General features: G+C 69.5%; 23 protein-coding genes. 14 read left to right on the top strand and 9 right to left on the bottom strand.

Annotated elements, in window-relative coordinates:
* The first annotated feature begins 11 nt into the window (after positions 1-11).
* The 5 genes from FIU88_RS10910 to FIU88_RS10890 are packed head-to-tail and all read left to right on the top strand — an operon-like array spanning position 12 to position 7731.
* On the top strand, positions 12-1376 hold the full coding sequence (locus FIU88_RS10910) for a TolC family protein (protein WP_152479253.1): 1365 nt from the start codon (positions 12-14) through the stop codon (positions 1374-1376).
* Entirely contained in the window at positions 1373-2584 is a 1212-nt protein-coding gene (locus FIU88_RS10905; protein ID WP_253742510.1) for an efflux RND transporter periplasmic adaptor subunit, read from the top strand. The genes FIU88_RS10910 and FIU88_RS10905 overlap by 4 nt, the downstream gene beginning before the upstream one ends.
* Complete coding sequence (locus tag FIU88_RS10900; RefSeq protein ID WP_253742508.1) at positions 2571-5726, top strand: efflux RND transporter permease subunit; 3156 nt, start codon at positions 2571-2573, stop codon at positions 5724-5726. Before FIU88_RS10905 ends, FIU88_RS10900 begins: the two co-directional genes overlap by 14 nt.
* On the top strand, positions 5720-6391 hold the full coding sequence (locus FIU88_RS10895) for a response regulator transcription factor (protein WP_016855387.1): 672 nt from the start codon (positions 5720-5722) through the stop codon (positions 6389-6391). Before FIU88_RS10900 ends, FIU88_RS10895 begins: the two co-directional genes overlap by 7 nt.
* Positions 6388-7731: a HAMP domain-containing sensor histidine kinase gene (locus FIU88_RS10890; protein WP_152479252.1), complete on the top strand. Its 1344-nt coding sequence runs from the start codon at positions 6388-6390 to the stop codon at positions 7729-7731. Before FIU88_RS10895 ends, FIU88_RS10890 begins: the two co-directional genes overlap by 4 nt.
* Before the next feature lie 51 nt (positions 7732-7782).
* Here FIU88_RS10890 and FIU88_RS10885 read toward each other — a convergent pair whose 3' ends face one another.
* Entirely contained in the window at positions 7783-8061 is a 279-nt protein-coding gene (locus tag FIU88_RS10885) for a peptidylprolyl isomerase (RefSeq protein WP_016855385.1), read from the bottom strand.
* 131 nt (positions 8062-8192) lie between these two features.
* Between FIU88_RS10885 and FIU88_RS10880 the strand changes: the two genes are divergently transcribed.
* Positions 8193-9134: a pirin family protein gene (locus tag FIU88_RS10880; protein ID WP_152479251.1), complete on the top strand. Its 942-nt coding sequence runs from the start codon at positions 8193-8195 to the stop codon at positions 9132-9134.
* A gap of 9 nt (positions 9135-9143) precedes the next feature.
* Here FIU88_RS10880 and FIU88_RS10875 read toward each other — a convergent pair whose 3' ends face one another.
* Positions 9144-9836 carry a DUF1826 domain-containing protein gene (locus tag FIU88_RS10875; RefSeq protein ID WP_152479250.1) on the bottom strand — a complete coding sequence of 231 codons (693 nt, stop codon included), beginning with the start codon at positions 9834-9836 and terminating at the stop codon, positions 9144-9146.
* Positions 9837-9978: 142 nt separating this feature from the next.
* Here FIU88_RS10875 and zigA point away from each other — a divergent pair, with 142 nt between their 5' ends.
* The gene (zigA, locus tag FIU88_RS10870; protein ID WP_152479249.1) at positions 9979-11232 is read left to right on the top strand and encodes a zinc metallochaperone GTPase ZigA; all 1254 of its coding nucleotides are present in this window, start codon (positions 9979-9981) and stop codon (positions 11230-11232) included.
* A complete protein-coding gene (gene folE2 / locus FIU88_RS10865) occupies positions 11232-12134 on the top strand; it encodes a GTP cyclohydrolase FolE2 (RefSeq protein ID WP_152479248.1) in 903 nt (300 codons plus the stop codon). Before zigA ends, folE2 begins: the two co-directional genes overlap by 1 nt.
* Before the next feature lie 21 nt (positions 12135-12155).
* Here the strand turns inward: folE2 and FIU88_RS10860 are convergent, their stop codons facing one another.
* Both FIU88_RS10860 and FIU88_RS10855 read right to left on the bottom strand, forming a co-directional pair.
* Complete coding sequence (locus FIU88_RS10860) at positions 12156-12974, bottom strand: metal ABC transporter permease (protein ID WP_216647272.1); 819 nt, start codon at positions 12972-12974, stop codon at positions 12156-12158.
* Positions 12974-13690 (bottom strand): metal ABC transporter ATP-binding protein, encoded by a 717-nt coding sequence (locus FIU88_RS10855; protein ID WP_152479247.1) that lies wholly within the window; start codon positions 13688-13690, stop codon positions 12974-12976. The genes FIU88_RS10860 and FIU88_RS10855 overlap by 1 nt, the downstream gene beginning before the upstream one ends.
* 123 nt (positions 13691-13813) lie before the next feature.
* On the opposite strand from FIU88_RS10855, the gene FIU88_RS10850 reads away from it, so the two are divergent.
* Entirely contained in the window at positions 13814-14824 is a 1011-nt protein-coding gene (locus tag FIU88_RS10850; RefSeq protein WP_152479246.1) for a zinc ABC transporter substrate-binding protein, read from the top strand.
* A 296-nt stretch (positions 14825-15120) separates the two neighbouring features.
* The gene (locus FIU88_RS10845; protein ID WP_152479245.1) at positions 15121-15591 is read left to right on the top strand and encodes a GFA family protein; all 471 of its coding nucleotides are present in this window, start codon (positions 15121-15123) and stop codon (positions 15589-15591) included.
* A 131-nt stretch (positions 15592-15722) separates the two neighbouring features.
* Here FIU88_RS10845 and nhaD read toward each other — a convergent pair whose 3' ends face one another.
* Entirely contained in the window at positions 15723-17207 is a 1485-nt protein-coding gene (gene nhaD / locus FIU88_RS10840; protein WP_152479244.1) for a sodium:proton antiporter NhaD, read from the bottom strand.
* A gap of 318 nt (positions 17208-17525) precedes the next feature.
* Here nhaD and FIU88_RS10835 point away from each other — a divergent pair, with 318 nt between their 5' ends.
* From FIU88_RS10835 to FIU88_RS10825, 3 genes are all read left to right on the top strand, one after another.
* On the top strand, positions 17526-18488 hold the full coding sequence (locus FIU88_RS10835; protein WP_152479243.1) for a DUF1722 domain-containing protein: 963 nt from the start codon (positions 17526-17528) through the stop codon (positions 18486-18488).
* A complete protein-coding gene (locus FIU88_RS10830; protein WP_152479242.1) occupies positions 18478-19677 on the top strand; it encodes a methyltransferase in 1200 nt (399 codons plus the stop codon). Before FIU88_RS10835 ends, FIU88_RS10830 begins: the two co-directional genes overlap by 11 nt.
* A gap of 97 nt (positions 19678-19774) precedes the next feature.
* Positions 19775-20251, top strand: a complete 477-nt coding sequence (locus tag FIU88_RS10825; protein WP_172977710.1) for a GNAT family N-acetyltransferase — start codon at positions 19775-19777, stop codon at positions 20249-20251.
* A 79-nt stretch (positions 20252-20330) separates the two neighbouring features.
* On the opposite strand, the gene FIU88_RS10820 is transcribed toward FIU88_RS10825, so the two are convergent.
* The 3 genes from FIU88_RS10820 to FIU88_RS10810 all read right to left on the bottom strand — a co-directional run bounded on the left by FIU88_RS10820 (position 20331) and on the right by FIU88_RS10810 (position 22333).
* A complete protein-coding gene (locus FIU88_RS10820; protein ID WP_152479240.1) occupies positions 20331-20801 on the bottom strand; it encodes an aminoacyl-tRNA deacylase in 471 nt (156 codons plus the stop codon).
* Positions 20802-20904: 103 nt separating this feature from the next.
* Positions 20905-21351, bottom strand: a complete 447-nt coding sequence (locus FIU88_RS10815; protein ID WP_152479239.1) for a secondary thiamine-phosphate synthase enzyme YjbQ — start codon at positions 21349-21351, stop codon at positions 20905-20907.
* Positions 21352-21439: 88 nt separating this feature from the next.
* On the bottom strand, positions 21440-22333 hold the full coding sequence (locus FIU88_RS10810) for a LysR family transcriptional regulator (protein ID WP_152479238.1): 894 nt from the start codon (positions 22331-22333) through the stop codon (positions 21440-21442).
* A gap of 202 nt (positions 22334-22535) precedes the next feature.
* Here FIU88_RS10810 and FIU88_RS10805 point away from each other — a divergent pair, with 202 nt between their 5' ends.
* Positions 22536-23723 (top strand): MFS transporter, encoded by a 1188-nt coding sequence (locus tag FIU88_RS10805; protein ID WP_152479237.1) that lies wholly within the window; start codon positions 22536-22538, stop codon positions 23721-23723.
* Between the two features lie 12 nt (positions 23724-23735).
* Here FIU88_RS10805 and FIU88_RS10800 read toward each other — a convergent pair whose 3' ends face one another.
* The gene (locus FIU88_RS10800) at positions 23736-24749 is read right to left on the bottom strand and encodes a serine hydrolase (RefSeq protein WP_152479236.1); all 1014 of its coding nucleotides are present in this window, start codon (positions 24747-24749) and stop codon (positions 23736-23738) included.
* Positions 24750-24792 lie beyond the last annotated feature (43 nt).

The following is a 24792-nucleotide window of genomic DNA, read 5'->3' as shown; positions in this document are numbered from 1 at the left end:
AGCCTGCCGAGATGCCCCACCGTTCCTGGCTGCCCGTCTGGGTATTGCCCCTGACGCTACTGCTGTCGGCCTGCAGCACGTTCGATCACGCCGATGGCGGCCTCGCCGATCGGGCCGAGGCGGATCGCTCGGAGGTGACCGCCTGGCCCGCGCTGTCGGAGGCGGAGAACGCCGGTTCGCTCGACGCCTTGACCCCGTCGGACAATCTCGTGGCGCTGGTGCATGAGGCCCTGGTCGCCAATCCCGGGCTGCGCCAGACCTGGCTGACGCTGCGCACCCGCCAGGCCGAGCTGCGTCAGACCACGGGCGACCGCTGGCCGGGCCTGGAAGCGGGGCTGTCAGGCTCCCGTGACGAAAACGCCGCGGCCGGCTACACGGGCAGCGTCAGCATCGACTGGGAGGTTGACCTGTGGGGGAAGCTCGCCGACGAACAGGCCGCCGCCATGGCGGACGTCGCCGAGGAACGGGGGCTCTACCAGTCCGCGCGAGACACCCTGGCCGGGGAGGTGATGAGCGCCTGGGTGGGCCTGATTGCACAGCGACGCGCCGTGGCGATCCAGTCGCGCCGCCTGGAGACCCTCAAGACCAACCAGGCGCTGATCATCGATCAGTATCGCGCGGGCCTCGGTAGCCTCGAGGAGCTCGACACGGCGCGCAGCAACGTCGCCAGCGCCCGGGCCACGCTCGAGGAGCAGCGAGAGACGCTGGCCCAGCGGCGTCGCTCGCTGGCGGAAATGCTCGGGCGTTCCTCGGCCGAGCGGATCGCGGTGCCGGACGACTTCCCCGAGACCCTGCTGGTGCGCCCCGAGCTGCCGGAGCAGACCCTGGCGCGGCGTCCGGACCTCCAGGCCGCCTATGCGGCGATCGAAGCCGCCGAGCGCCGCACCGACGTGGCCTACAAGGATCTGCTGCCCTCGCTGGACGTGACGGCGGCGCTGGAGGACGTCGCCGAGACGCCCCACGAGGCCCTGCTCGGCGATCCCCTGTGGTCGCTGCTGGGCCAGCTCACCGCACCGCTGTTCCAGGGCGGGCGGCTCAAGGCGGCGGCGGACATCGCCGAGCTGGAGGCCGCTCAGGCCTATCAGGCCTATCGCGAAACGCTGCTCGAGGCGGTGGGCGAGGTGCAGGATGCCATCGGCCTCGAGACCTCGCTGGCCCGGCGTCAGGCGGATACCGCCGAGGCGCTGGCGAGCGCCCGCCGCAGCCTTGGGCAATATACCGAGCGCTACCGCGCCGGCCTCGTCGACCTGGTGGACCTGCTCGACGTGCAGCAGCAGACCTACGATCTCGAAGCCAGCCGCAACGACCTGATCGAGAGCCGACTGACCAACCGCATTGACCTGGGACTGGCCCTGGGGCTCGGAGTGAACGAATGAACGTACGACCTTCCCGATGGATTCCCTTGCTGCTGGCCCTGGTCGTGCTGGCCGGTGTGGTGGCCTTCATCGCCGCGAGGATGGGTTCGGCCGCCGGCGGCCCGCCCGGCGGCCCGCCCGGCGGGGCACCCGGGCAGGGGGCGGGACAGGCGGCGGAGCAGGACACCGCCGTGCGCCCCGATGTCTCCGTCGTCGAGGTGGCCGCGGGTCGCTATCAGCCTCGCGTCGAGGGCTACGGCGAGGCGTCGCCCCACCATGAACTCGAGCTGACCGCCCAGGTCTCGGGCCGGGTGGAACGCCTGAGCGACCGTTTCGCCAGCGGCCGCGTGGTGCCCGCCGGCGAGACCCTGGCGACCCTCGACGATCAGGCCTATCAGGAGGCCGTGGCCGAGGCCGAGGCGACGCTGGCGACCCATCGTGTCTCGCTGCTCGAGGAACAGCGCGAGGGCGAGCAGGCCCGTCGTGACTGGCAGCGCTCCGGGCTGAATGGCGAGCCGGATTCGCCGCTGGTGCTGCGCGCGCCTCAGCTCGCGGCGGCCCGTGCCGACGTCAAGCAGGCCGAGCGGGCCCTGGCCAGCGCTCGGGAGGATCTCGCCGATACCCGCATCGAGGCGCCCTTCGACGCCCTGGTGGTGAGCCGCGACGTGGCGCCGGGCAGCTATCTTCAGGCGGGCGGCAGCGTGGCGACCCTGTACAGCACCGATCGGGTCGAGATCGCGGTCGCGCTCTCGGCCAGCGAGTGGGCGCGCCTGGAGGATCCCGAGAGCGGCGAGGTCGCGTCCGAGGTCGTGACCCTGAGTGCCGTGGATACCGGCCAGCAGTGGCAGGGGCGGGTGCTGCGCAGCGAGCGACACCTCGACGAGGATCGCCAGCGCTCGTTGATCGTGGCGGTCGATGCGCCGCTGGCGCAGACGCCGGCGCTCATGCCGGGTACCTTCCTCGAGGTCAGCCTCGAGGGCCGCCGGGTCGATGGCCTGTGGCGGTTGCCGCCCTCGGCGCTGAGCCAGGCCGGCGAGATCTGGTATCTGACCGAGGACGATCATCTGGCCAGCGTCGCCGTGGCCCCGCTGTTCTCCGACCGCGACTACCTCTACGTGCGTCCGCCCGCCGAGCTGGCCGAGGGCACGCATCGCGTGGTGTCGCATCCCCTGAACAGCTACCTGCCGGGCATGGCGGTGACCCCGGTGGAGGCCGATGACAATGCGTGACAGCGGCCATTCCCGAGGCCCGATCGCCTGGTTCGCCGCCAACCCCATTGCCGCGAATCTGCTGATGGTGCTGGTCCTGGCGCTGGGGGTGATGAGCATGGGCGAGCTGCGCCGCGAGGCCTTTCCTAGCCTAGCGCCCGACGGCCTGACCATCAGCGTCGAGTACGACAGCGGCTCGGCGAAGCAGTCCGAGGAAGGGCTGGCGATCAAGATCGAGCAGGAGCTGGAGGACGTGGAGGGCATCGACACCGTCACCAGCAGCTCGACCGGCAGCGGCGTGACGGTGACGGTCGACATGGTCTCGGGCTATGACCTCGACACCCTGATGCGCGACGTCAAGAACCGCGTCGATGCCATCTCGACCTTCCCGACCGATGCCGACAACCCGGTGATCGAGAAGGATCGCCGCGAGGATCATGCGCTGTGGCTCCAGCTCCACGGCGATGCCGACCGCGAGACCCTGCAGACGCTGTCGATGCGGCTCAAGAAGCGGCTGCTGCGCGAGCCGGAGATCGGCGAGGTCAGCCTCTCCGGCTGGCAGGATCCGATGATGGTGGTGGAGATCCGCGAAGGGGTGCTGCAGGCCTACGGGCTATCGCTCTCCGACGTCGAGGACGCGATCAACGATGGCTCCTCGAACGCCATGACGGCGACGCTGCGCAACGACGACCTCTACCTGCAGCTGAAGGCCTCGGAGCAGGCCTATCAGGCGCGCGACTTCGCCCGGCTGCCGCTGCTGACCACCGACAGCGGGCGTATCCTGCGCCTCGGCGAGGTCGCCGATGTCCGCGACACCTTCGACGACGAGGACCCGGTACTGTCACGCTTCGAGGGGCGCACCAGTATCGCCCTGCAGGTGGTGACCACCGGGCAGAGCGACATCGCCGATTCGGTGGCGGCGGCGCGGCGGGTGATCGAGGACTGGCGGGCCGACCCCAGCCTGCCTCACGACGTCGAGCTCGACACCTGGTTCGATCGCAGCCAGTCGATCCTCGAGCGGCTATCGCTGCTGGTGAACAACGCCATCACCGGCATCGTGCTGGTGTTCCTGCTGCTGGCGGTGTTCCTCAACCTGAGCGTGGCCTTCTGGGTGGCCATGGGGCTGCCGTTCATCTTCTTCGGCACCCTGTTCTTCATGGGCGACGGCCTGGCCGGGCTGACGCTCAACATGTTCACCACCTTCGGTTTCATCATGGCGCTGGGCATCGTGGTCGACGATGCCGTGGTGGTGGGGGAGAGCGTCTATGCCACGCGCCAGCGGCGAGGCGACAGCCTGGACAATACCATCCTCGGCACCCGGGTGGTGGCGGTGCCGACCCTGTTCGGCGTGGCCACCACGGTGGTGGCGTTCTTCGCGCTGTCGCGCATCAGCGGTCACCTGGGCCAGCTCTACGCCCAGTTCGCCACCGTGGTGGCGATCTGTCTGGTGCTCTCGGTGATCGAGTCGAAGTTGATCCTGCCCGCGCATCTGGCGCATGTGAACACGCGTCAGCGGCCGGCGCGCCGGGCGCTGACGCGGGCCTGGCGGCGGGTGCAGTCCGCCGCCGATGGCGGGCTCGACTGGTTCGCCGAGCGCTGCTACCGCCCGCTGATCGATATCGCCCTGGTGCATCGCTACGCCGTGGTCACGCTGTTCGTCGCCCTGCTGGTGATGGTGCTGAGCATGCCGTTCACCGGCCTGCTGCGGATGAGCTTCTTCCCCGAGGTGCCGGGCGACACCGTCAACGCGTCTCTGACGATGCATGGCGATGCCAGCGTGGGTCTCACCCACCAGGCGCTGAACGATCTGGCCGACGAGGCCCGCGAGGCCGACCGCTCGCTCACCGGGGAGGGCGACAGCGGCATCGCCCATCTGCAGGTACTCTCGACCTCCGTGCAGCAGGGCTCGCTCACCGTCGAGCTGAGGAGCGATGCGTCCTATGACATCGCGACCTTCACGCGCCGCTGGCGCGAGCTTGCCGGCGTGCCCGAAGGGGCGCGTTCGCTGAGTATCCAGCACGTGCGCGAGATGGCCGAGGCGCTGCGTATCGAGCTGCGCGCCTCCGACGACGAGACCCTGGAGCGGGCCGGCGAGTCGCTCAAGCAAACGCTGACCGGCATCGCGGCGGTCAGCGGCATCGAGGACAACCTCGATCCCTCCCAGCCCCAGCTGCGGCTGGCGTTGAATGCCCAGGGACTGGCGCTGGGCATGACCACCGACGACCTGGCCTCCCAGGTGCGCCAGGCCTTCAGCGGCCGGGTGGTGCAGCGCTACCAGCGCGGCGACGACGAGATCGAGGTCAAGGTCCGCTACCCCGACGATGCGCGGCACAGCGTGGCCGACGTCATCGAATCGCAGGTGCGCACCCCCGACGGCGACGTGGTGCCGCTGGCCAGCGTGGCGACCCTGACCCAGGACATGACCCGCGACACCATCACCCGTATCGATGGCCAGCGCGCCGTCTACCTCAGCGCCGACGTCGACAAGGCGCTGCTGTCTTCCTCCGAGCTGGTGGCGCAGCTGCGCCGCGATGCGGTGCCCATGCTGGAGGCCCGGTATCCGGGGCTCGACATCCACTTCGCCGGCGAGGCCGAGCAGCAGGCCGAGACGCAGACCTCCATGCAGCACGTGTTCCTGGTGGCGATGCTGGCCATCTTCATGCTGCTGGCGATTCCGCTGCGTTCCTACGTGCAGCCGCTGCTGATCATGACCGCGATCCCCTTCGGCGTCGTCGGCGCGCTGCTGGGCCATTGGGTCAACGGCCTGGCGCTGGGGATCCTGTCGCTGAACGGGATCATCGCCCTGAGCGGGGTGGTGGTGAACGACAGCCTGCTGCTGGTCACTCGCTTCAACGCCCTGCGCCGCGAGGGCGTCGAGGTGCGCGAGGCGATCGGCCAGGCCGGTCGCGACCGCCTGCGGGCCGTGCTGCTGACCTCCGTCACCACCTTCGCCGGGCTGATGCCGCTGCTCGGCGAGACCTCGCGCCAGGCGCAGTTCCTGATCCCCGCCGCGGTGTCGCTCGCCTATGGCATCATGTTCGCCACCGTGATCACCCTGGTGCTGATCCCCAGCCTGCTGGTCGTGCAGCATGACATCGCCGACCGGCTGGCGTGGCTGAAGCGCCGCTGCTGGCCGTCGTCCGACGAGGAGGCGTCATGCTGAACGCGCTGCTGGTCGAGGACGACCTCGACCTGGCCGAGACGCTGATCGACTATCTGGCGCTGGAGGGCATTTGCTGTGACCACGCCGCCAACGGCGCGGCGGGGCTCGCGCTGGTCGAGCGACAGGCGTTCGATGTGGTGCTGCTCGACCTGCACCTGCCCAGGCTCGACGGCCTGCGCGTCTGCGAGCGGCTGCGCGAGGCCGGGCGCGATATCCCGGTGCTGATGCTCACCGCCCGCGACGGCCTCGACGACAAGCTCGCCGGCTTCGCGGCCGGCACCGACGACTATCTGGTCAAGCCCTTCGAGCTGCAGGAACTGGTGGTGCGCCTCCATGCGCTGGCCAAGCGCCGCAGTGGCCAGATGCAGTGCCTGCGCTGCGCCGACCTGGAGATGCATCTCGGCGAGCGGCGCGTGGTTCGCGCGGGGCGGTCGATCCATCTCTCGCCCACCGGCTGGCGGCTGCTCGAGGCGCTGCTGCGTGCCTCGCCGCACGTGGTAACGCGCGCGGCGCTGGAGAGCACGCTGTGGGGCGACGACGTGCCCGACAGCAACAGCCTCAAGGTCCATCTCTATCATCTGCGCCAGGCGGTGGATGCCCCCTTCACGACTCGCCTCATCCAGACGCTGCCCGGTCATGGGGTGGCGCTCAGGGCGTCGTCATGAGGCGGCTCGGCAGCCTCAGGGGGCAGCTGTTGCTGGGCGGACTGTCGCTGGGGCTGCTGCTGGTGGTCGGCTACTCGCTGCTCAGTGCCAACTACTTCCTGCGCGGCATGGACAACATCACCCTGGCCCACATGGCGCGGGTGGCCGACGGCTATGCCCGGCGGCTCGAGGGCGAACGGTCCCGCGGCCTCGAGGAGGTCGCCGGCTACCAGCTGAGCGGTCGCTGGCAGGCCATGCCCGAGGCGGTGCGCCAGGCCTTCGATGGGGTGCCGAGCGAGCCCGGGCGCCTCTACAAGGGCCGCGATGACGGGCCGTCGGAGCGGCCGACCTTCTATTTCGCCATGCATCATCCGACGGCCTCCGGCTCGCTCTATGTGGTGGACGCGGTGGTCCCGCCCCCCGAGCCGGGCATGGCCGACGCGGGCATACCGCCGCCGCGCGATGCCCTGAACAGCCTGATGACGCTGCTGGGGCTGGGCGTGGCCATCGCCGTGGGGCTGCTGGTGGCGCTGCTGTGGTGGCTGCGCCATGTGTCGCGCCCGGTACAGGCGCTGGGCCACTGGGCGCGTGGCCTGGATGCCCGGCGCCTGCAGGAACCGACCCCGGACTTCGGCTATCCCGAGCTCAACGAGCTGGCCGCGCTGCTGCGCGGTGGCCTGCAATCGGCCCACGACGGCCTGGCGCGGGAGCAGCGCTTCCTGGCACACGCCAGCCACGAGCTGCGCACGCCGATCACCGTGCTGCGCCACAACCTGGAGCTGCTGCGGCGCTTCCAGCAGACCCATGACGAGACCTGGAGCCCGCGCCATCGTCAGGTGTTCGCGCGCATGGAGCGGGCCGGCACCACCATGAAGCACCTCACCGAGACCCTGCTGTGGCTGAGCCGCGAGGAGGGCGCGGCGCCGCCCGATGTCAACGTCGACCTCGCGGCACTGCTCGAGGGGCAGGTCGCCGAGCTGGAGTATCTGCTGCGCGACAAGGCGGTCGCGGTCGAGCTCGACACCGAATTCTGCCGCGTGAGCCTGCCGGAGGCCCCGGCCCGGATCGTGCTGGGCAACCTGATCCGCAACGCCTTCGTGCACACCTGGGAGGGGCGGGTGGTGATTCGCCAGCGCGGCGCTGAGGTGCAGATCGACAATCATCGGCTGCCGTCGACTGCGGCCGAGGCCGGCGAGACGGCCGGGGAAAGCGGGTTCGGCCTGGGGCTGCAGCTGACCGCTCAGCTGACGGAGCGGCTGGGCTGGCCCTACGAGAACCTGGCCGATGCGACGGGCCACCGCGTGCGGGTGGTGTTCGAGGCGCGGGGCGTTAGGCCGATGGGGCAGGGCGGCGCCTCATGAAAAAGGCCGCGCCGGAACACCGACGCGGCCCTCGTGTACCACAGCAGCCACTCAGCCGCGGCTGGTGACTTCCAGCAGGTGATAGCCGAACTGGGTCTTCACCGGGCCCTGGACCTGGTTCAGGTCGGCGGAGAACACCACCTTGTCGAACTCCGGCACCATCTGGCCGGGGCCGAAGCTGCCGAGCTCGCCGCCCTGGCGGCCGGACGGGCACTGGGAGTGTTCACGGGCGACCTCGGCGAAGTCGCGGCCGCCTTCGATCTCGGCCTTGAGGGCCAGGCACTGTTCTTCGCTGGGGACGAGGATATGGCGAGCGGTGGCCTGAGTCATGGGAATCTCCTTCGCGGATGGGATGGGCTCTGAACGAGCGGGGAGAATAGCACGCCGCCTGGCTGGCGGGGCCACGTTCTGCACCATATGCTCAGCACGAGGCATCGTCATCTCTTCAGGAGGCCGCGTCCATGAGCACCCAGATTCAGGATACCGAGCCGGCATCGTCGCTGGACTGCCCGGTCGTCGACGGCAAGCGCCGGATCCAGCACGTGTCGCCGCGCACCGCCGATGTGGGCGGCATTCCGGTCAATCGGGTGCTGCCGTCCCGGCATCGCCGCCTGATCGGCGCCTGGTGCTTCCTCGATCATGCCGGCCCCAGCGTCTTCAAGGGCGACGCCGACGGCCTGCGGGTCGGTCCCCATCCGCACATCGGCCTGCAGACCTTCACCTGGATGATCGAGGGCGAGGTGCTGCACCGCGACAGCCTCGGCAACCATCAGGTGATCCGCCCCGGCCAGGTCAACCTGATGACCGCCGGGCGCGGCATCAGCCACACCGAGGCGTCGGTGCCCGGCGAGACCCGCCTGCATGCCGCCCAGCTGTGGATCGCCCTGCCCGAGGCCGACCGACGCACCGACCCGCGCTTCGATCACTATCCGACCCTGCCGGCCTGGGAGGCGCAGGGCGCCGACGTCACCCTGCTGATCGGCGAGTTCGCCGGCCGCCGCGCGCCGACGCTGGCCTTTTCCGAGCTGGTCGGGCTGGACCTGGCCTGCCGGAAGGCGAGCGACGTCGAGCTCCCTCTCCGCCGGGACTTCGAGTACGGCGTGCTGTCGCTGGAAGGGGAGATCGGCGTCGACGGGGAGGCGTTCGCGCCCAACGAGCTGGCCTATCTGGGGCGTGGACGCGACGCCGTCAGCCTGTCACTGCCCGCCGGCGGCCGTGCCCTCCTGGTCGGCGGCGAGCCGCTGGGCGAGGAGATCCTGATCTGGTGGAACTTCGTCGGCCACGGCAAGGCCGAGATCGCCGAGGCCCAGCGCGACTGGGAGGCGGGCGCCGAGCGCTTCGGTCGCATTCCCGACGACGACGGCGACCGCCTGATGCCGCCGCCGCTGCCCTGGAAGGTGTGACGCTCAACCTCAGCCGGGATCGATGGTCAGCAGCAGCCGCGGCTGGCCCTCCGCCAGGGCCGGGCTGCGGTGCACCAGGCCGTGCGACTCGTTGCCGATCCAGCCGCTGCCCTTGAGCAGCGCCACATCGCCGGATTCCAGCCGGCGGATGGCGCCGTCGTCGCGCACGATCTCCGGCTTGGCGGCGTTCGGCGCCCCGAGCCCGGCGCGATTCACCGCCGCTTCCGGCAGCCATTCGCTGCCCGGGCCCAGATAGGTCGTGACCATCCTCACCGGCAGATTGTCACAGTGGAAGCGCGGGCACATGGGCGCGTCCAGCAGCCGCAATCGCAGGCCCACCGTGTCGGTATCGAACAGGAAGGCCATGGCCTCGGCCAGGATCACGACGTCCTCCACCAGGGCGACGGACGCCGCGGGCGCGGCCAGGGTCTCGAACAGCGCGGTGCGCAGCTCGACGCCGGGCGCACCGCGCCAGTTGAACGACAGCGGACGCCCGGCTTCCGCCTGGGCCAGGGCGCCGGCCAGCAGGTCGCTGCCGACCGGGCGACGCATCACGGCCAGCGTGATGGCGTCCTCGAAGATGCGCGGCAGCACCTCGATGCCGCCGCCCTCCGCCCAGTGAGGCGTCGAGAGCGGGCGTGGCGCCAGGGCGGTGGCGTCGGGGCAGGGCAGGGGCGCGGGGAATAGCGAGGATGGCGGCATGGGCATCTCCGTCGTGAAGCGGCTCGGGGCTCGGGTCTTCTTGCCAGTTTGTTATGTTATAACGTATCTTGTGTGGCCTGGAAAGCCACGCTCCCCCAGGAGCGGGCGACGACCGTGGCCATCAGGCAACAAGGAGACATCGATGAGCGAGCCTCATCCCCTGCCCGTGACCGTGCTGTCCGGGTTTCTGGGCGCCGGCAAGACGACGCTGCTCAACCATATCCTGGCCAATTGCGAGGGGCGTCGGGTGGCGGTCATCGTCAACGACATGAGCGAGGTCAACATCGACGCGGCCCTGCTGCGGCAGGACGAGAGCAGCGGCGGGCCGGTCCCCGACATCGCGGTCAACCGCGCCGAGCAGCGCCTGGTCGAGATGAGCAACGGCTGCATCTGCTGCACGCTGCGCGAGGACCTGCTGATCGAGGTGGCACGCCTGGCCCGCGAGGGACGCTTCGACCAGCTGGTCATCGAGTCCACGGGCATCTCCGAGCCGCTGCCGGTGGCCGAGACCTTCACCTTCGAGGACGAGAACGGCGAGAGCCTGTCGCGACTGGCGCGCCTGGATACCCTGGTCACCGTGGTCGACGGCGCCAACTTCCTTGCCCAGTACCGCGAGGCCCAGACGCTGGCCGAGGCCGGTGAGAGCCTGGGCGAGGACGACGAGCGCAACGTCGCCGACCTGCTGGTCGACCAGATCGAGTTCTGCGACGTGCTGCTGATCAGCAAGGCCGACCTGATCGACGAGCGGCAGCGCGCCGAGCTCGAGGCGGTGCTGCGAAGCCTCAATCCCGAGGCGCGGATCCTGGCCATGTCCCAGGGGGCGGTCCCGCTGGAAGAGGTGCTGGATACCGGCCGTTTCAGCTTCGAGCGGGCCCAGCGGGCACCGGGCTGGCTCCGGGAGATGCGGGGCGAGCACGTGCCGGAAACCGAGGAATACGGCATCGCCAGCTTCACCTATCGGGCGCGGCGGCCCTTCCATCCGCAGAAGTTCCATGAGCTGCTGAATGCCGACTGGTTCGGCGAGCGGCTGCTGCGCTCCAAGGGCTTCTTCTGGCTGGCCTCGCGCCCGCGCCTCGCCGGCCAGTGGAGCCAGGCCGGCGGCATCGCCCACTACGGCTTCGCCGGCCTGTTCTGGAAGGCCGTGCCCGAGGTCGACTGGCCGACGGATCCCGGCTACCTCGAGGCGATCGATCAGGTCTGGGAGGAGCCCTTCGGCGACATGCGCCAGGAGCTGGTGTTCATCGGCCAGGGCATGGACGAGGCGCGCATGCGCGAGGCCCTGGACGGCTGCCTGCTCGATGATGAGACCCTGCTGGCCGGTCACGACGTCTGGCGCGCGTTGCCCGATCCCTTCGCCGACTTCGCGCCCGCCGAGCTCGACGCCGAGGAGGCCTGATGACAACGCCACTGATGGATATCGCCGATGGTACCGCCGATCAGCCGGGACGCCTGTCCTGGGTCGGCATGGAAGGCATCGATCTGCCGCTGACGCTGGCGGGCCGACCGGTCCAGGCACGCGCTCATGCCGGCGTCAGCCTGGACGCCGCCGAGGCGCGTGGCATTCACATGTCGCGGCTCTACCTGGCCCTCGAGCATCTGGTCGACCGGGAGATCACCCCCGGGCGGCTCCAGGAGGTGCTGGCCAACTTCCTCGACAGCCATCATGGGCTCTCGCGCGAGGCCTTCCTCGATCTGGAAGGCGAGGCCATGCTGCGCCGGCCGGCGCTGGTCAGCCCGCTGGCGGGATGGAAGGCCTATCCCTTCGCGCTGCGCGGCCGGCTCGGGCCGGACGGCTTCGCGCTGAGGCTGTCGCTCGAGATCGGCTACTCCTCGACCTGCCCCTGCTCGGCGGGGCTGGCGCGACAGCTGATCCAGGAGCGGTTCGACCGCGACTTCGAGGACGAGGCGGCACTCGACCGCGAGGCGGTGCGCCGCTGGCTCGGCAGCGAGCAGGGCATCGTCGCCACGCCGCACAGTCAGCGCAGCCGCGCGCATCTCGAGCTGAGGCTGGATGACGGGGGCGAGACCCTGCCGCTGGTCGAGGTCGTCGAGCGGGCGGAAGCCAGCCTCGGCACCGCGCTGCAGACGGCGGTCAAGCGCGTCGACGAGCAGGCCTTCGCCCTGGCCAACGGCCAGAACCTGATGTTCTGCGAGGACGCCGCCCGGCGGCTGGACCGGGCCCTGCGCGAGCAGCCCGGTGTGGCCGGCTTTCGCCTGAGGGTGGTGCACGCCGAGAGCCTGCACGCCCACGACGCCGTGGCGCGCAGCCAGTGGAACTGGCCCGAGGCCGACAGCTGAGGCCCTTCCCGCGGGGCGGGCCTAGCGCTCGGAGCGAGCCGGCCGGGAGCGGACGCGACACGCACCGGCCAGGCTCGTGCACAGAAACAGCAGCGTGGCGATGCAGACGATGGTGGGGCCGGTAGGGGTATCGAACCGATAGGCGGCCACGAGGCCGCCGTTGGCCGAGAGGATGCCGATCGCCGCCGCGGCCATCGCCATGCGCTCCGGCGTGCGGCTGAACGGTCGGGCGGTGGCCGCGGGAATGATCAGCAGCGCCGCGATCAGCAGCACGCCCACCACCTTGATGGCGACGGCCACCACCAGCGCCAGCGACAGCGTCAGCACCAGCTGCTCGCGCTTCGGGTTGATCCCGGCGGCATGGGCCAGGTCCGGGTTCAGGGTCGAGGTCAAAAGCGCCGGCCAGCGCCAGCTCAGCAGGCCCAGCACCATCAGCGCACCGCCCCAGATGATGGCGAGATCCTGACGGCTCACGGCGAGGATGTCGCCGACCAGGTAGCCCATCAGGTCGATGCGCACGCCGGAGACGAAGGACACCGCCACCAGCCCGAAGGCCAGTGCCGCGTGAGCGGTGACGCCGAGCAGCGTATCCATGGCATAGCCCCGTCCGCTCAGCAGCGACACGGCCAGCGCCATCAGCAGCGAGACCGCCAGCACCCCGGCGAACAGGGAGGTGGACAGGACCAGGGAAAGGGCGACGCCGAGGATGGCCGCGTGGGCGGTGGCATCGCCGAAATAGGCCATGCGCCGCCACACCACGAAGCAGCCGAGCGGTGCGGCCGCCAGGGCGACGCCGGTGCCGCCGAGGGCGGCGCGAACGAGGAAGTCATCGAGCATCATCAGGAAAGCGCCTCCTCGGGCGCGTGATCGTGGCGATAGAAGGCGACGGCATCGCGCTCGTCGACGCCGAGCAGGTCGCGATAGGCCGATGAGCCGGCCACCGTGTCGGGCGGTCCCTGACAGCAGATCCGGCCGTTCAGGCACACCACGCGGTCCGATGCACGCATGACCACATGCAGCTCATGGCTGACCATCAGCACCCCGCAGCCTAGCTCCCGTTTCACCCGGGCGAGCTGGCGGTAGAATTCCGCGGTGCCGCGGTGATCGAGCCCCTGATTGGCCTCGTCCAGAATCAGCAGGTCCGGGGAGGTCAGCAGGGCACGGGCCAGCAGCACGCGCTGGAACTGACCGCCCGAGAGGCCGGCCATCTGCCTGTCGGCAAGCCCGGCCGCATCGGCCTGCTCCAGTGCGCGCCGCACGGCGTCGCTGGAGTGGCGCTGGGGCAGGGCCATGAAGCGAGCCACGGTCATGGGCAGGGTGGGATCGATGTGCAGCCGCTGTGGCACATAGCCGATCGACAGCGAGGCATCGTGAGACACCCGTCCCTGGCTGGGGGCCAGGGCGCCGATGATCACGCGCAGCAGGGTGGTCTTCCCTGAGCCGTTCGGCCCGACGATGGTGACCAGCTCGTTCTGTTCCAGGGACAGGTCGATGCCTTCCAGGATGGTATTGCCACGTCGGGTGACGCCGACGTCGCTCAGGGTCAGTAGCGGCATGGGGGGCTCCAGCAGGGCGTCGTCGCTCTGGCACAGGCCGAATCGATTCGGGGCTTGCTAAAAATGTTATGATATAACATTTTATTCGGGGTCCGAAAGAGCCCCTCACCAGGAGACCCTCCCATGCCCCTGAAGCCCCGTTCATTATTGCTCTCGTTGCTGGCCGTTCCGGGCCTTGCGGCGGCCGATGTCCCGCGTGTCGCGGTGGACATTCCCCCCGTTCAGTCGCTTGCCGCCCAGGTCATGGGCGACCTCGGAACGCCGGCGCTGGTCATCCAGCCCGGCGCGTCCCCTCATGGCTATTCCCTGCGGCCCTCGGAAGCCGCGACGCTCGACCGGGCCGACGTGGTGTTCTGGGTCGGCGATGCGTTGACGCCCTGGCTGGCGAACTCGTTGAGCAGCCTGGCCGCCGACGCGACCACGGTCGAGCTGCTGGATGCCCCCGGGCTGGTGCGCCATGACGTCCGCGAGGGCGCGACCTTCGCCGCCCATGACCATGATCATGGCGAGGATCATGCTCACGACCACGACCACGACCACGACCACGACCACGACCACGACCACGACCACGACCACGCGGACACGCATGAGGCCGCCCATCAGCACCACCATGACGGTCTGGATCCGCACGCCTGGCTGGATCCGCGCAATGCCCAGGCGTGGTTGACGCTCATGGCCGATACGCTGGCCGAGGCGGATCCCGAACATGCCGAGACCTATCGCGACAATGCGCAGGAGGCACGGGCGGCGCTGGATGACCTGATCGCGGACGTGGAGCGGCGCCTCGAGGCGGCCGGCGAGCCACGCTTCATCGTCTTCCACGATGCCTATCAGTACTTCGAACGCCGCTTCGGCGTGCCGGCGGCCGGGGCGATCTCGCTGGGAGATGCCTCGGACCCGAGCCCGGCCCGGATTCGCCGCGTGCAGGAGCAGGTCTCGGCGCTCGATGTGCAGTGCGTGTTTACCGAACCGCAGTTCAATCCGGACCTGGTGCGCAGCGTGTTCGGGGATCTGCCCGTCGATACCTCGGAGAGCATCGATCCGCTGGGCATCGGCCACGAGCCGGGCCCGGGCCTCTATGCCGGCGTCATCGAGGACCTGGCCGATGGTCTGTCGCGGTGTGCGGCGCCCTGACCCGCGTAGCCTGGCGTTCGGGGGCAGCTGTCGGCCCGTCGGCCGCTCGCTGCCAAACGCCCCGCTCGATGCGGTGACGCGACGTAGGTGACGCGACGTAGGCGACGCGACGTAGGTGACGCGACGTAGGCGACACCGGCCCGGGTTGGCATTGAGCCAGGCGGGCTCCCATCGGCCGGGCATGCCCGGCCGATGGCCGTTCCGGGCGTCATCTTCGATCAAGTGTCGACTAGTCTGGAGGGCAGGGTTGAATACCAGAGCTGAATGCCAGAGCTGAATGTCCAAGGAGCGACACCATGCAACTCGAGGGGTCCTGTCACTGCGGCGCGATCCGCTTCCGCGTGCAAGCGCCGCATCCCTATCCGTTCAATCGCTGCTACTGCTCGATCTGCCGCAAGACCGCGGGCGGGGGCGGCTACGCCATCAATCTCGGCGCGCTGGCCGAGACGCTTGAGATCGAGGGAGCCGAGCACGAGACGGTCTATCATGCCGTGATCGACGGCGAGCAAAGCCCGGGCGAGCGGCACTTCTGCTCACGCTGCGGCAGCGCGCTGTGGGTGTTCGATCCGCGCTGGCCCGAGCTCGTCCATCCCTTCGCCTCGGCGATCGACGGCGACCTGCCACTGCCGCCCGAACGCGTGCACCTGATGCTTGGCAGCAGGGCGAGCTGGGTGGAGATCGAGGCGGGGCCCGATGATCGCTGCTTCGACGGCTATCCGGACGAGAGCCTCGCCGACTGGCATCGGCGACTGGGGCTGGAGCGCTGAATGCCGCGCCACGGTGAGGAGAGCGGCGCGCGGCAACGCCGCTGACGCCTGCGACAACACCACGTGCGGCGGGCCGAGGCCCGCCGCACGTGGTCTATCGTGCCGATGCCGCCCCGAGGGGCGGGCCTCCGTCAGTGGAAGACGCTGAAGCTGTCGGCGTTGAGCCACAGGTGCGTGAGCACGCTGGCCACGTAGCCCAGGGCGATGACCGGTGCCCAGCGCATGTGGGCGGCGAAGGTGTAGATGCCGCGGGCCTGGCCCATCAGCGCCACCCCGGCGGCGGAGCCCACCGAGAGCAGGCTGCCGCCCACGCCGGCGGTCAGGGTGATCAGCAGCCAGTTGCCCATCGACATGTCGGGGTCCATGGAGATCACCGCGAACATCACCGGGATGTTGTCGACCACCGCCGAGATCACGCCCAGCACCACGTTGGCCCAGGTCGGGTCCCAGCCGGCGTAGAGGGTCTGGGAGAGCAGGCCCAGATAGCCCATGAAGCCCAGGCCGCCGACGCTCATCACCACGCCGTAGAAGAACAGCAGGGTATCCCACTCCGAGCGGGCGATCCGGGTGAAGACGTCGAACGGCACCACGCTGCCCAGCGACTCGAGCTTGCGCCAGTCGCCGCGCTGGCTGTAGCGGGTGCGCTTGCGTTCCAGCGAACGCGGCAGGCTGCGACGCAGGTAGTAGCCGAAGAACTGCAGGAAGCCGAGCCCGGTCATCATGCCCAGCGCCGGCGGCAGGTGCAGCACCGTGTGGCACAGCACCGAGATCACCACGGTCAGCAGGAACAGGCAGACGATGCGCCGCGCGCCGCGCTTGAGCCAGATGTGCTCCTCCAGCGGGCTCGGCTTCTTGTTCTTGATGAACAGGCTCATGATGATCGCCGGCACCAGGTAGTTGACCAGCGACGGCCCCAGCAGTTCGAAGAACTCCTGGAACTCGACCAGCTTGGCCTGCCAGACCATCAGCGTGGTGATATCGCCGAAGGGGCTGAAGGCGCCGCCGGCGTTGGAGGCCACCACGATGTTGATGCAGCACAGGCCGATGAAGCGCTTGTCACCTTCGGCCACCTTGAGCACCACCGCGCACATCAGCATGGCGGTGGTCAGGTTGTTGGCCACGGTGGAGATCCAGAAGGCGAGAATGCCGGTGATCCAGTACAGGGCGCGATAGCTGAAGCCCTTCTCGACCATCCAGGCGCGCAGCTTGTCGAACACGCGGCGCTCTTCCATGGCGTTGACATAGGTCATCGCCACCAGCAGGAACAGCAGCAGCTCGGTGTATTCCAGCAGGGTTTCCTTGAAGGCGTGTTCGGCGGCATCCGGCAGGCCTTCCTGGACGTAGACCCAACCGATCAACGTCCAGATAAGGCCAGCCGCGACCAGCACGGGCTTCGACTTGCGCATGTGCAGCTTCTCCTCGGCCATGACCAGCGCATAGGCGAGGATGAACAGCGTGACGGCAATGAAGCCGCTCAGCGTATAGGTCAGATCGAGCTCACCGGCGCCGGCGGCCAGCACCTGGGGGCTGAACAGCAGCAGTGCCGCGAGCACGAGAAAACCTGGCCACCGGTCGTGTTGCCGGGGCCAGTGTTGCGGTCGACATCTTGTCAGCATGGCGAATGCATCCTGGGATTGGAGGGAGGAGGGAAAAAATCGCGCGTAATTCTACTACAAGGGCCGTCGTATCACTATGTGACGACGGCCCGTAGAGCGTGCTCATGGCATCGACGTTCGGTGAATGCCGAGCGCGGAATGAGGGTGAGACGGTCCCTTGGCGTGGGCCATAGCCTGTCGGTCCAGGCTTAAGGGATTATTAAGAAACGTCGGCCGAGTCGCTCTGCCCGCTCGCGCTCGCGCTCGCGATGCGAGGGGGGCGGCGTTATCCTGTGCGGACTCACGTGTCGCATCCATTCCAGGGCAAGGAGCCTCGCCATGACGTCGCATCCGCAAGAGGGCATTCCGGTCGGTATCAGTGCCTGCCTGACCGGCCAGGAAGTGCGCTACAACGGCGGTCACAAGCGATCCCGCTACTGCCTGCAGGTGCTGGCGGAGCGCTTCGCGTTCGAGCCCTTCTGTCCGGAGCTGGCCGCCGGCCTGGGCGTGCCCCGGGAGCCGATTCGCCTGGTCGGCAAGACCGGCGAGACGCCGCGGGTCAAGGGCAGCGTCGATGAGTCGCTGGACGTCACCGAGCGCCTGGAGGAGGTCAGCGCGTCCTTCATCGAGGCGCACCGGCACCTGCGCGGCTTCGTGCTGATGAAGGGCTCGCCCAGCTGCGGCCTCGAACGGGTCAAGGTCTACCATCCCAACGGCATGCCCAGTCATGCCGATTCCGGCGCCTTCGTGCGCGCCATGCGTCGTGACTATCCCGAGCTGCCGCTGGAGGAGGAGGCGCGGCTCAACGACCCGGTGCTGCGCGAGAACTTCATCACCCGCGTCTACGCCCTGGACGACTGGAAGCGCAACGTCGAGCCGGCTCCCAGCCGTCACGCCCTGATCCAGTTTCACAGCCGCCAGAAGTTCCTGCTGATGGCCCACCGGGTCGAGACCTACCGCGAGCTGGGGCGCTATCTGGGCGAGGCCCACGACGTGCCGCTGGAAGACGCCATGATCCACTATCTCCAGCGCTTCATGGCGGCGCTGTCGCGGCCGGCCACCCGCAAGTCCCACGCCAATGCGCTGATGCACGTGATGGGCTATCTCAAGCGTGCGCTGGATGGCGATACCCGCCAGGACCTGCTGGCCGCGGTGGAGGAGTATCGTCTGGAGCAGGTGCCGTTGGCGGTGCCGATGCGGCTGCTCAACCACTATATCCAGCGCCACGGGTCCGACTACATTCGCGCCCAGTCCTATCTCCACCCGCATCCCTACGAGCTCGGCCTGCGCAATGCCATCTGAGCCGGCCCTGGAAGCACGCTTCACGGCGCTGACGCGCCTGCTCGCCGAGGCGCAGTCGCTGTGGCGGCCGCTGCCGTTTCAGCATCGCGAGGTGCCCTGGGGCGAGCGCGCCCCCGGGCTCGCCGAGGCACTGATGGCGCTGTCCGACGACGAGACCGACCGCCTCCAGGCAAGCCCCTTCGACGCCTCGCCGCTGGCGGCCTGGCTGCCGGTCGACGCCTTGGCCGAGGCGGTCGAACTGCCGCGACTGGCCTCGGACGACACGGCGTTGCCGGACGCCTGGGGCGAGGGCATCGGCGCGCGCAAGTGGCGTCAGATCCAGGCCTTCGCCGGCTGCGTGGCACCGGACGACGCGGCGTCGCTGCTGGAGTGGTGTGCCGGCAAGGGCCATCTGTCACGGACACTGGCCCGGCGGGACGGCCGGCCGGTCACCGGCCTGGAGTGGCAGGCGTCGCTGTGCGAGGCGGGGCAGGCGCTGGCCGAGCGGCAGGGGCAGCCGGTGCGGCTGCATCGTCAGGACGTGATGGCCGAGGACGCCGGCGACTGGCTGGCCCCCGGACGGCGCGTGGCGGCGCTGCACGCCTGCGGCGACCTGCACGCCCGGCTGCTCGAGCTGGCCGCCGAGCGCGGCGCGGCGGTGACGCTGTCGCCCTGCTGCTATCACCGCACCGAGGCCGTCGACTACCGCGCGCTGTCGGCCCGGGGGCGAGCGCTGATGGCCGAACACGGCCTGACCCTGTCGCGGGAGGATCTGGCCATGGCGGTCCAGGAGACGGTCACGGCACCGCAGGGCGTGCGGCGTCATCGTCGGCGCGCCAACGCCTGGCGGCTGGGCTTCGACCGCCTGCAGCGCGAGGTCCGCGGCCGCGATGAATACCTTCCCGTACCCAGTTGCGCCTACGGCAGGCTTCCCGACGACTTCGCCGGCTTCTGCCGCTGGGCGGCCGACAGCAAGGGTGTCACACTGCCCGACGTGGTGGACTGGGCGTCCTTCGAGGCCGCCGGCTGGCAACGCCAGACCGAGGTCGAACGCCTGGAGCTGGTGCGGCACCTGTTTCGTCGGCCGCTCGAGGTCTGGCTGGTGCTCGACCGTGCCTGGCGACTGGTCGAAGCCGGGCAGCGGGTGCGCCTCGGGACCTTCTGCGAACGCGAGCTGACGCCGCGCAACCTGCTGCTCGAGACGTGCTGAGTCGCCGAGCCTCGGGCCGTGAACCACGAGAACCCATCGACCCGCCGTGAATAACATCGAGACCGACAAGAAAGCCAAGACCGACGAGGAAGTTCTCATGTCCGATCACTCCTTTCTGATCCGCCCGCTTCAGATGAGCGACAAGCCGGAATGGGCACGCCTGTGGCAGGACTATCTCGCCTTCTACGACACCGAACTTCCCGAGGCCGTCTACGATCACACCTTCGAGCGGCTGCTGGCGCTGGGGGAGAGCGAGCCCTGCGGTTTCGTGGCGGAAGTGATGGATGCCACGGGCAGCGAGACGCCCGTGCTCGCGGGGCTCGTGCATTATCTCTATCACGCGCACTGCTGGAAGCTGGGGCCCGTCTGCTATCTCCAGGACCTGTTCGTCGACCCTTGCCATCGCGGCCGGGGAGTGGGCCGCCAGCTGATCGAGCGCACCTGTCACCAGGCCGGCGAGGACGGCGTCACGGACATCTACTGGATGACCCAGGAATTCAACGAGCCGGCACGCCGTCTCTATGACCGGGTCGGGGCGCTGACGCCCTTCATCAAGTACGTCCGCAGCGCCTGAGCGAGCGCGCTGCCCGAGCCAACGTGAATCGGCCACGCCCCTTGGGGGCGTGGCCGATTGTCGTGTCGTGCGAGCCGACTCAGTGGGGGCGACTGAAGGCGCCGTGTGGGCTGTCGGCCATCAGGCGGTCGAACGCGTTGCCGCTCATGTGCACCAGCGTCTCGTGGTCGCCGGCATCGAAGTAGATGTCGGGCTGGTGACGAAGCTGGTCATCGAGATAGACCTTCAGGCCGTAGGCCTGACCCACGGCGATGGCCGCGCCGGGGTCGCAGTCGTCGAACTCGCGCTGGATCTCCTCCTCGGAGGCGAGTTCGAGGTGCTCGTGGAACAGCCGTGAGAGTTTGTCCAGGTCCGCATCCCGGGTGCTGGGCACCACGGCGACGCGATATCCCTGATCGCCGTGCAGCATGACGGCCTTGGCTATCTGGTTGCCGCCGACGTGGGACATCTCGGCGATGCGGCTGGTGGAAACCGCGTGTGGGTGGGTGACCTCCTCGTACTCGATGTCGCAGGCGCGGAGGTACTCCCTGATCGTCATCGGCATGGCCATGACGTGCACTCCTTCGGCCTCGCAGGCCGAGCCATCGATTGCCGCGCCTCCCTGCCTGGCAGGCGTGTCTTCCTGACTTCAAGCATAGTCCGTCGCGTCCGGATCATCCCGCGGAGGGCGGCTGGCGGGGGCGACCATTGAGGGTGGCCATGATGCGCCGGCTGCCACCGTGGTCGCGATGTTCGCCGAGATAGAGCCCCTGCCAGGTGCCCAGCGCCAGTCGACCGTTGCGCACCGCCAGGGTCAGCTGGGTGCCGAGCAGGCTGGCCGCCACGTGAGCGGGCATGTCGTCCGGCCCCTCGATGGTGTGCCTGAAATAGGGCAGGTCGCCCGGTACCAGGTCGCGCAGGAAGGCGTCCAGGTCGTGGCGCACGTCCGGGTCGGCGTTCTCGTTGAGGGTCAGCGAGGCCGAGGTGTGCAGCAGCTGAAGATGCAGCAGGCCGACCTCGAGCTCCCCCAGGCCGGGCAGGGCGCGCGTGATCTCGTCGGTGATCAGGTGGAAGCCCCGTTCGCGCGGGGCGAGGCGAATTTCCTGCTGGTCCCAGGACATGATGATCTCCCTTGGCGTGGCGGGCGCTCAGGATAGGCGAGGACGAGCTGCGACGACACCCGAAGCTGTCTTCACTCCCGACGTGGCCTTACTCCCGGTAGCGCAGGCGGTCGATCACCAGCCGCAGGGCGGAGCTGACCTGGCGCCGGCCCGAGTAGAACAGATGGTAGCCATCGAAGGGCGGGCACCAGTCCGCCAGCACCCGTTGCAGGGTGCCGGCTTCGATGTCCCGGACCACCTCGGGTTCGGTCACGAAGGCGATGCCGTGGCCCGATCTGGCGGCGTCGATGCAGACATCGCTCTCGCTGAAGATGAAGGGGCCCGAGACCTTCTTCACGAGCTCTTGCCCGCCGCGTTCGAACTCCCACTCGTAGGTAGGCGCGTGGGGGCTGAAGCGAAGCCTGAGGCAGTCGTGGGCGTCGAGGTCGTCGGGGTGGTGGGGCAGGCCGCGCGCCGCGAAGTAGCCGGGCGTGGCGACCGCCGCCATGCGCAGGGGCGGGCCGACGCGCACGGCGATCATGTCGGGACCGACGTACTCGCCCAGCCGCACGCCGGCGTCGAAGCGGTCGCCGGCCAGGTCGGAGAGATGCGGGTCGAGGTTCAGCTCGATCTCGATCTCCGGGTAGTCGCGCACGACCTGCGACAGCACCGGCATCAGCAGCGTCTCGGCGGCGGCCTTGCTGGCGGTGAGGCGCACCCGGCCGCTGGGCGAGTCGCCGAGGTGGCGCAGCTCCTCGAGGCGCGATTCGATCTGGCCGAAGCCGGGACGCAGCGAGGCCAGCAGCTTCTCGCCGGGGTCCGTGGTCGAGACGTGGCGCGACGAACGGTGCAGCAGCTTGAGCCCCACCGAGGCCTCCAGCCGTCGCACCGCATGGCTGACGGCGGACTGCGAGAGGCCCAGCCGCACCGCGGCACGGGTGAAGCTGCGCTCCTCCGCGACGTGCATGAAGACGGTGAGATCGCCCAGTGTTTCACGCTTCATCGATGACTCCCGTGGCATGAACGGCGAGTCTAGCCGCTCTCTGGGCGGCATTCATCCGCCGATCCATGCATCAGATTCATGGTGGCGATGCGTCGGCGACGATTGTCGAGGGGGCGGGCGAGCGGTAGCGTGGCCGGCTTCGCGCGGGTGACGGCTCGAGTGCCTCGCGCGCCCCATCGTTTTATCACCCAAGGAATCGTCCATGACCGCCCGGTCCTCGACCCTGTCGCCCGCCCAGCAGACCGCTGCCTGGGGCGCCGTGTGCTCCATGTCGCTGTGTGTCGCCATGCTGATCGCCGCCGAGTTCATGCCGGTCAGCCTGCTGACGCCCATCGCCGACGGCCTGAACGCCACCGAGGGCCAGACCGGCCAGGCGGTGTCGATCAGCGGCTTCTTCGCGGTGGCGGCGAGCCTGCTGATGACCACCCTGGCCGGGCGCCTGAACCGCAAGTGGGCGCTGCTCGGCATCACCACCCTGATGCTGATCTCGCTGGCGCTGATGGCGTCCGCGCCGAGCTTCGGGGTGCTGATGCTGTCCCGCGCGCTGCTGGGGATCTGCATCGGCGGTTTCTGGTCGCTGGCGACGGCGGTGATCATGCGCCTGGTGGAGGCCGAGCACGTTTCTCGGGCGCTGGCGATCATGTATACCGGCCAGGCCATCGCCGCCGCCTTCGCCGCGCCGATCGGCAGCTATCTGGGCGGCATCATCGGCTGGCGCGGGGTGTTCTGGGTGCTGGTACCGATCGTGGCGGTGAATCTGGTCTGGCAGTGGGCGACCCTGCCGTCGCTGCCCGCCAACCGGCGCCAGACCCTGCGTTCGCTGATGGACGTGCTCAAGCGCCCCCATTTCGCCTGGGGCATCGCCGCCGTGGTGTTCTGCTTCTCCGGCGCCTTCTCGATGTTCACCTACCTGCGGCCCTTCCTGGAGGGCGTGACCGGCGTCGGCGTGACGATGCTCACGGCGATGTTCCTGGTGCTCGGCTGCGCCGGCTTCCTCGGCACCTGGGCGGGGGGCAGGCTCGCCCATCGGCATGTCGTGCGGCTGCTGCAGGCGGTGCCGCTGCTGATGGGGCTCTCGACGCTCGGCCTGCTCGGCGTCGGCGAGCGGCCGGCCGCGGTGGCGGTGCTGCTCGCCATCTGGGGCGCCATGAACACGGTGATGTCGATCGCCTGGATGACCTGGCTGTCGCAGAACGTGGACGACGCCCCCGAGGCCGCCGGCAGCCTGATCGTCGCCGCCATCCAGGCCGCGATCCTGCTCGGTGCCGCCTTCGGCGGCTCGCTGCTGGACCACCTCGACATCCAGGCCACCTTCCTCGGCAGCGTCGCGCTCTCCGTCGTGTCGCTGATGCTGATCGGCGGCGGCCGCCGGCTGCTCGAGGCCGGCTGAGCGACCGAGCGCTCAGGCGAGGTCCTCGTCGGCCAGGCGCAGGACGGGGCCCTCCAGCAGCCGCATCAGTTCGCCGAAATAGCCGGCCGAGCGTGCCGGGCGGTTCGGGGCGGAGGTGATGGCGACGGCCAGGTCGCGCTGGCGATGCGCGGCGATGACCTGGCCGCCATAGCCTCGGGCGAGCACGAAACCGCTGTCGGTGAGGAACCAGCCATAGCCGTAGCCCATGCCCGAATAGGGCGAGCGCGCACGGGGCTCGAGGGAGCGACGAAGCCAGTCGGCGGGGATCACCTGGCGGCCGTCGAAGCGACCGTCATCGCGGATCATCCGGGCCAGCGACAGCATGGCCCGCGGCGTCAGCGCCATGCCGTTGCCGCCGAGATAGTAGCCCCGCGGATCGCGCACCCAGGGCGGGATCTCGACCCCCATCGGTTCGCCCAGTCGCCGTCGCGCCAGCTCGAGCAGGCTCTGGCCCGAGGCCTCGGCGAGGGCGGCGCCCAGCACGTGGGTGGTGCCGGTCGAATAGATCATCCGGCCCCCGGGCGCCGCCACCATGGGCCGGGTCAGGGCATCGTCCAGCCAGTCGGCAGAGGCCACCCAGGCGCCGTAGTTCTGCCCGGACGTGCTCTCGAGGCCGGCGCGCAGCGTCACCAGGTCCTCGAGCGTGATGTCCTCGACGCCCTCGGTGGCGTTCGCGGGCACGATCCCCGGCGCGACGTCGACCAGGCGGCTGTCGACCGAGGGGATCTCGCCTTCGGCGATGCCGGTGCCCAGCAGCAGCGCCACCAGGCTCTTCGAGCACGACTTGATGGGGGCCAGGGCATCGAGGCCGGGGCCCCGCGGCGCCTCGGCGACCAGCAGCCGATCGCCGCGCTGGACCTGGAGCGAGTGCAGCTGGTCGAGGCCGTCCAGGGCCCGTTCGAGGCGGTCGTCCTGCCGGCCGAACGCCGTCGTGGCGAAGCGTGCCGTCAGCGGCGCGGCGAGGCCCGCGAGGGCCAGCCGGTGGAAGGTGCGGCGGGTGATCATCAGGCGCTTCCCTGTCGCGGTCGGAGTGGAGAGGGCCCGTGAC

Origin of the sequence: Halomonas sp. THAF12, from assembly GCF_009363675.1 — a bacterium.
In the GTDB taxonomy this organism is placed as follows: domain Bacteria; phylum Pseudomonadota; class Gammaproteobacteria; order Pseudomonadales; family Halomonadaceae; genus Halomonas; species Halomonas smyrnensis.
Note: the sequence above shows the minus strand (reverse complement) of the source record. Positions and strands in the feature narration are given on the sequence as shown.

Coding starts and splice junctions, on each gene's coding strand:
- FIU88_RS10860 (WP_216647272.1), bottom strand. CDS start 12,974: ATGATGCTCGATGACTTCCTCGTTCGCGCCGCCCTCGGCGGCACCGGC.
- FIU88_RS10800 (WP_152479236.1), bottom strand. CDS start 24,749: ATGATCACCCGCCGCACCTTCCACCGGCTGGCCCTCGCGGGCCTCGCC.
- FIU88_RS10835 (WP_152479243.1), top strand. CDS start 17,526: ATGACGTCGCATCCGCAAGAGGGCATTCCGGTCGGTATCAGTGCCTGC.
- nhaD (WP_152479244.1), bottom strand. CDS start 17,207: ATGCTGACAAGATGTCGACCGCAACACTGGCCCCGGCAACACGACCGG.
- folE2 (WP_152479248.1), top strand. CDS start 11,232: ATGACAACGCCACTGATGGATATCGCCGATGGTACCGCCGATCAGCCG.
- FIU88_RS10820 (WP_152479240.1), bottom strand. CDS start 20,801: ATGGCCATGCCGATGACGATCAGGGAGTACCTCCGCGCCTGCGACATC.
- FIU88_RS10890 (WP_152479252.1), top strand. CDS start 6,388: ATGAGGCGGCTCGGCAGCCTCAGGGGGCAGCTGTTGCTGGGCGGACTG.
- FIU88_RS10805 (WP_152479237.1), top strand. CDS start 22,536: ATGACCGCCCGGTCCTCGACCCTGTCGCCCGCCCAGCAGACCGCTGCC.
- FIU88_RS10815 (WP_152479239.1), bottom strand. CDS start 21,351: ATGTCCTGGGACCAGCAGGAAATTCGCCTCGCCCCGCGCGAACGGGGC.
- FIU88_RS10905 (WP_253742510.1), top strand. CDS start 1,373: ATGAACGTACGACCTTCCCGATGGATTCCCTTGCTGCTGGCCCTGGTC.
- FIU88_RS10910 (WP_152479253.1), top strand. CDS start 12: ATGCCCCACCGTTCCTGGCTGCCCGTCTGGGTATTGCCCCTGACGCTA.
- FIU88_RS10825 (WP_172977710.1), top strand. CDS start 19,775: ATGTCCGATCACTCCTTTCTGATCCGCCCGCTTCAGATGAGCGACAAG.
- FIU88_RS10880 (WP_152479251.1), top strand. CDS start 8,193: ATGAGCACCCAGATTCAGGATACCGAGCCGGCATCGTCGCTGGACTGC.
- FIU88_RS10850 (WP_152479246.1), top strand. CDS start 13,814: ATGCCCCTGAAGCCCCGTTCATTATTGCTCTCGTTGCTGGCCGTTCCG.
- FIU88_RS10875 (WP_152479250.1), bottom strand. CDS start 9,836: ATGCCGCCATCCTCGCTATTCCCCGCGCCCCTGCCCTGCCCCGACGCC.
- FIU88_RS10900 (WP_253742508.1), top strand. CDS start 2,571: ATGACAATGCGTGACAGCGGCCATTCCCGAGGCCCGATCGCCTGGTTC.
- FIU88_RS10830 (WP_152479242.1), top strand. CDS start 18,478: ATGCCATCTGAGCCGGCCCTGGAAGCACGCTTCACGGCGCTGACGCGC.
- FIU88_RS10895 (WP_016855387.1), top strand. CDS start 5,720: ATGCTGAACGCGCTGCTGGTCGAGGACGACCTCGACCTGGCCGAGACG.
- FIU88_RS10885 (WP_016855385.1), bottom strand. CDS start 8,061: ATGACTCAGGCCACCGCTCGCCATATCCTCGTCCCCAGCGAAGAACAG.
- FIU88_RS10855 (WP_152479247.1), bottom strand. CDS start 13,690: ATGCCGCTACTGACCCTGAGCGACGTCGGCGTCACCCGACGTGGCAAT.
- FIU88_RS10845 (WP_152479245.1), top strand. CDS start 15,121: ATGCAACTCGAGGGGTCCTGTCACTGCGGCGCGATCCGCTTCCGCGTG.
- zigA (WP_152479249.1), top strand. CDS start 9,979: ATGAGCGAGCCTCATCCCCTGCCCGTGACCGTGCTGTCCGGGTTTCTG.
- FIU88_RS10810 (WP_152479238.1), bottom strand. CDS start 22,333: ATGAAGCGTGAAACACTGGGCGATCTCACCGTCTTCATGCACGTCGCG.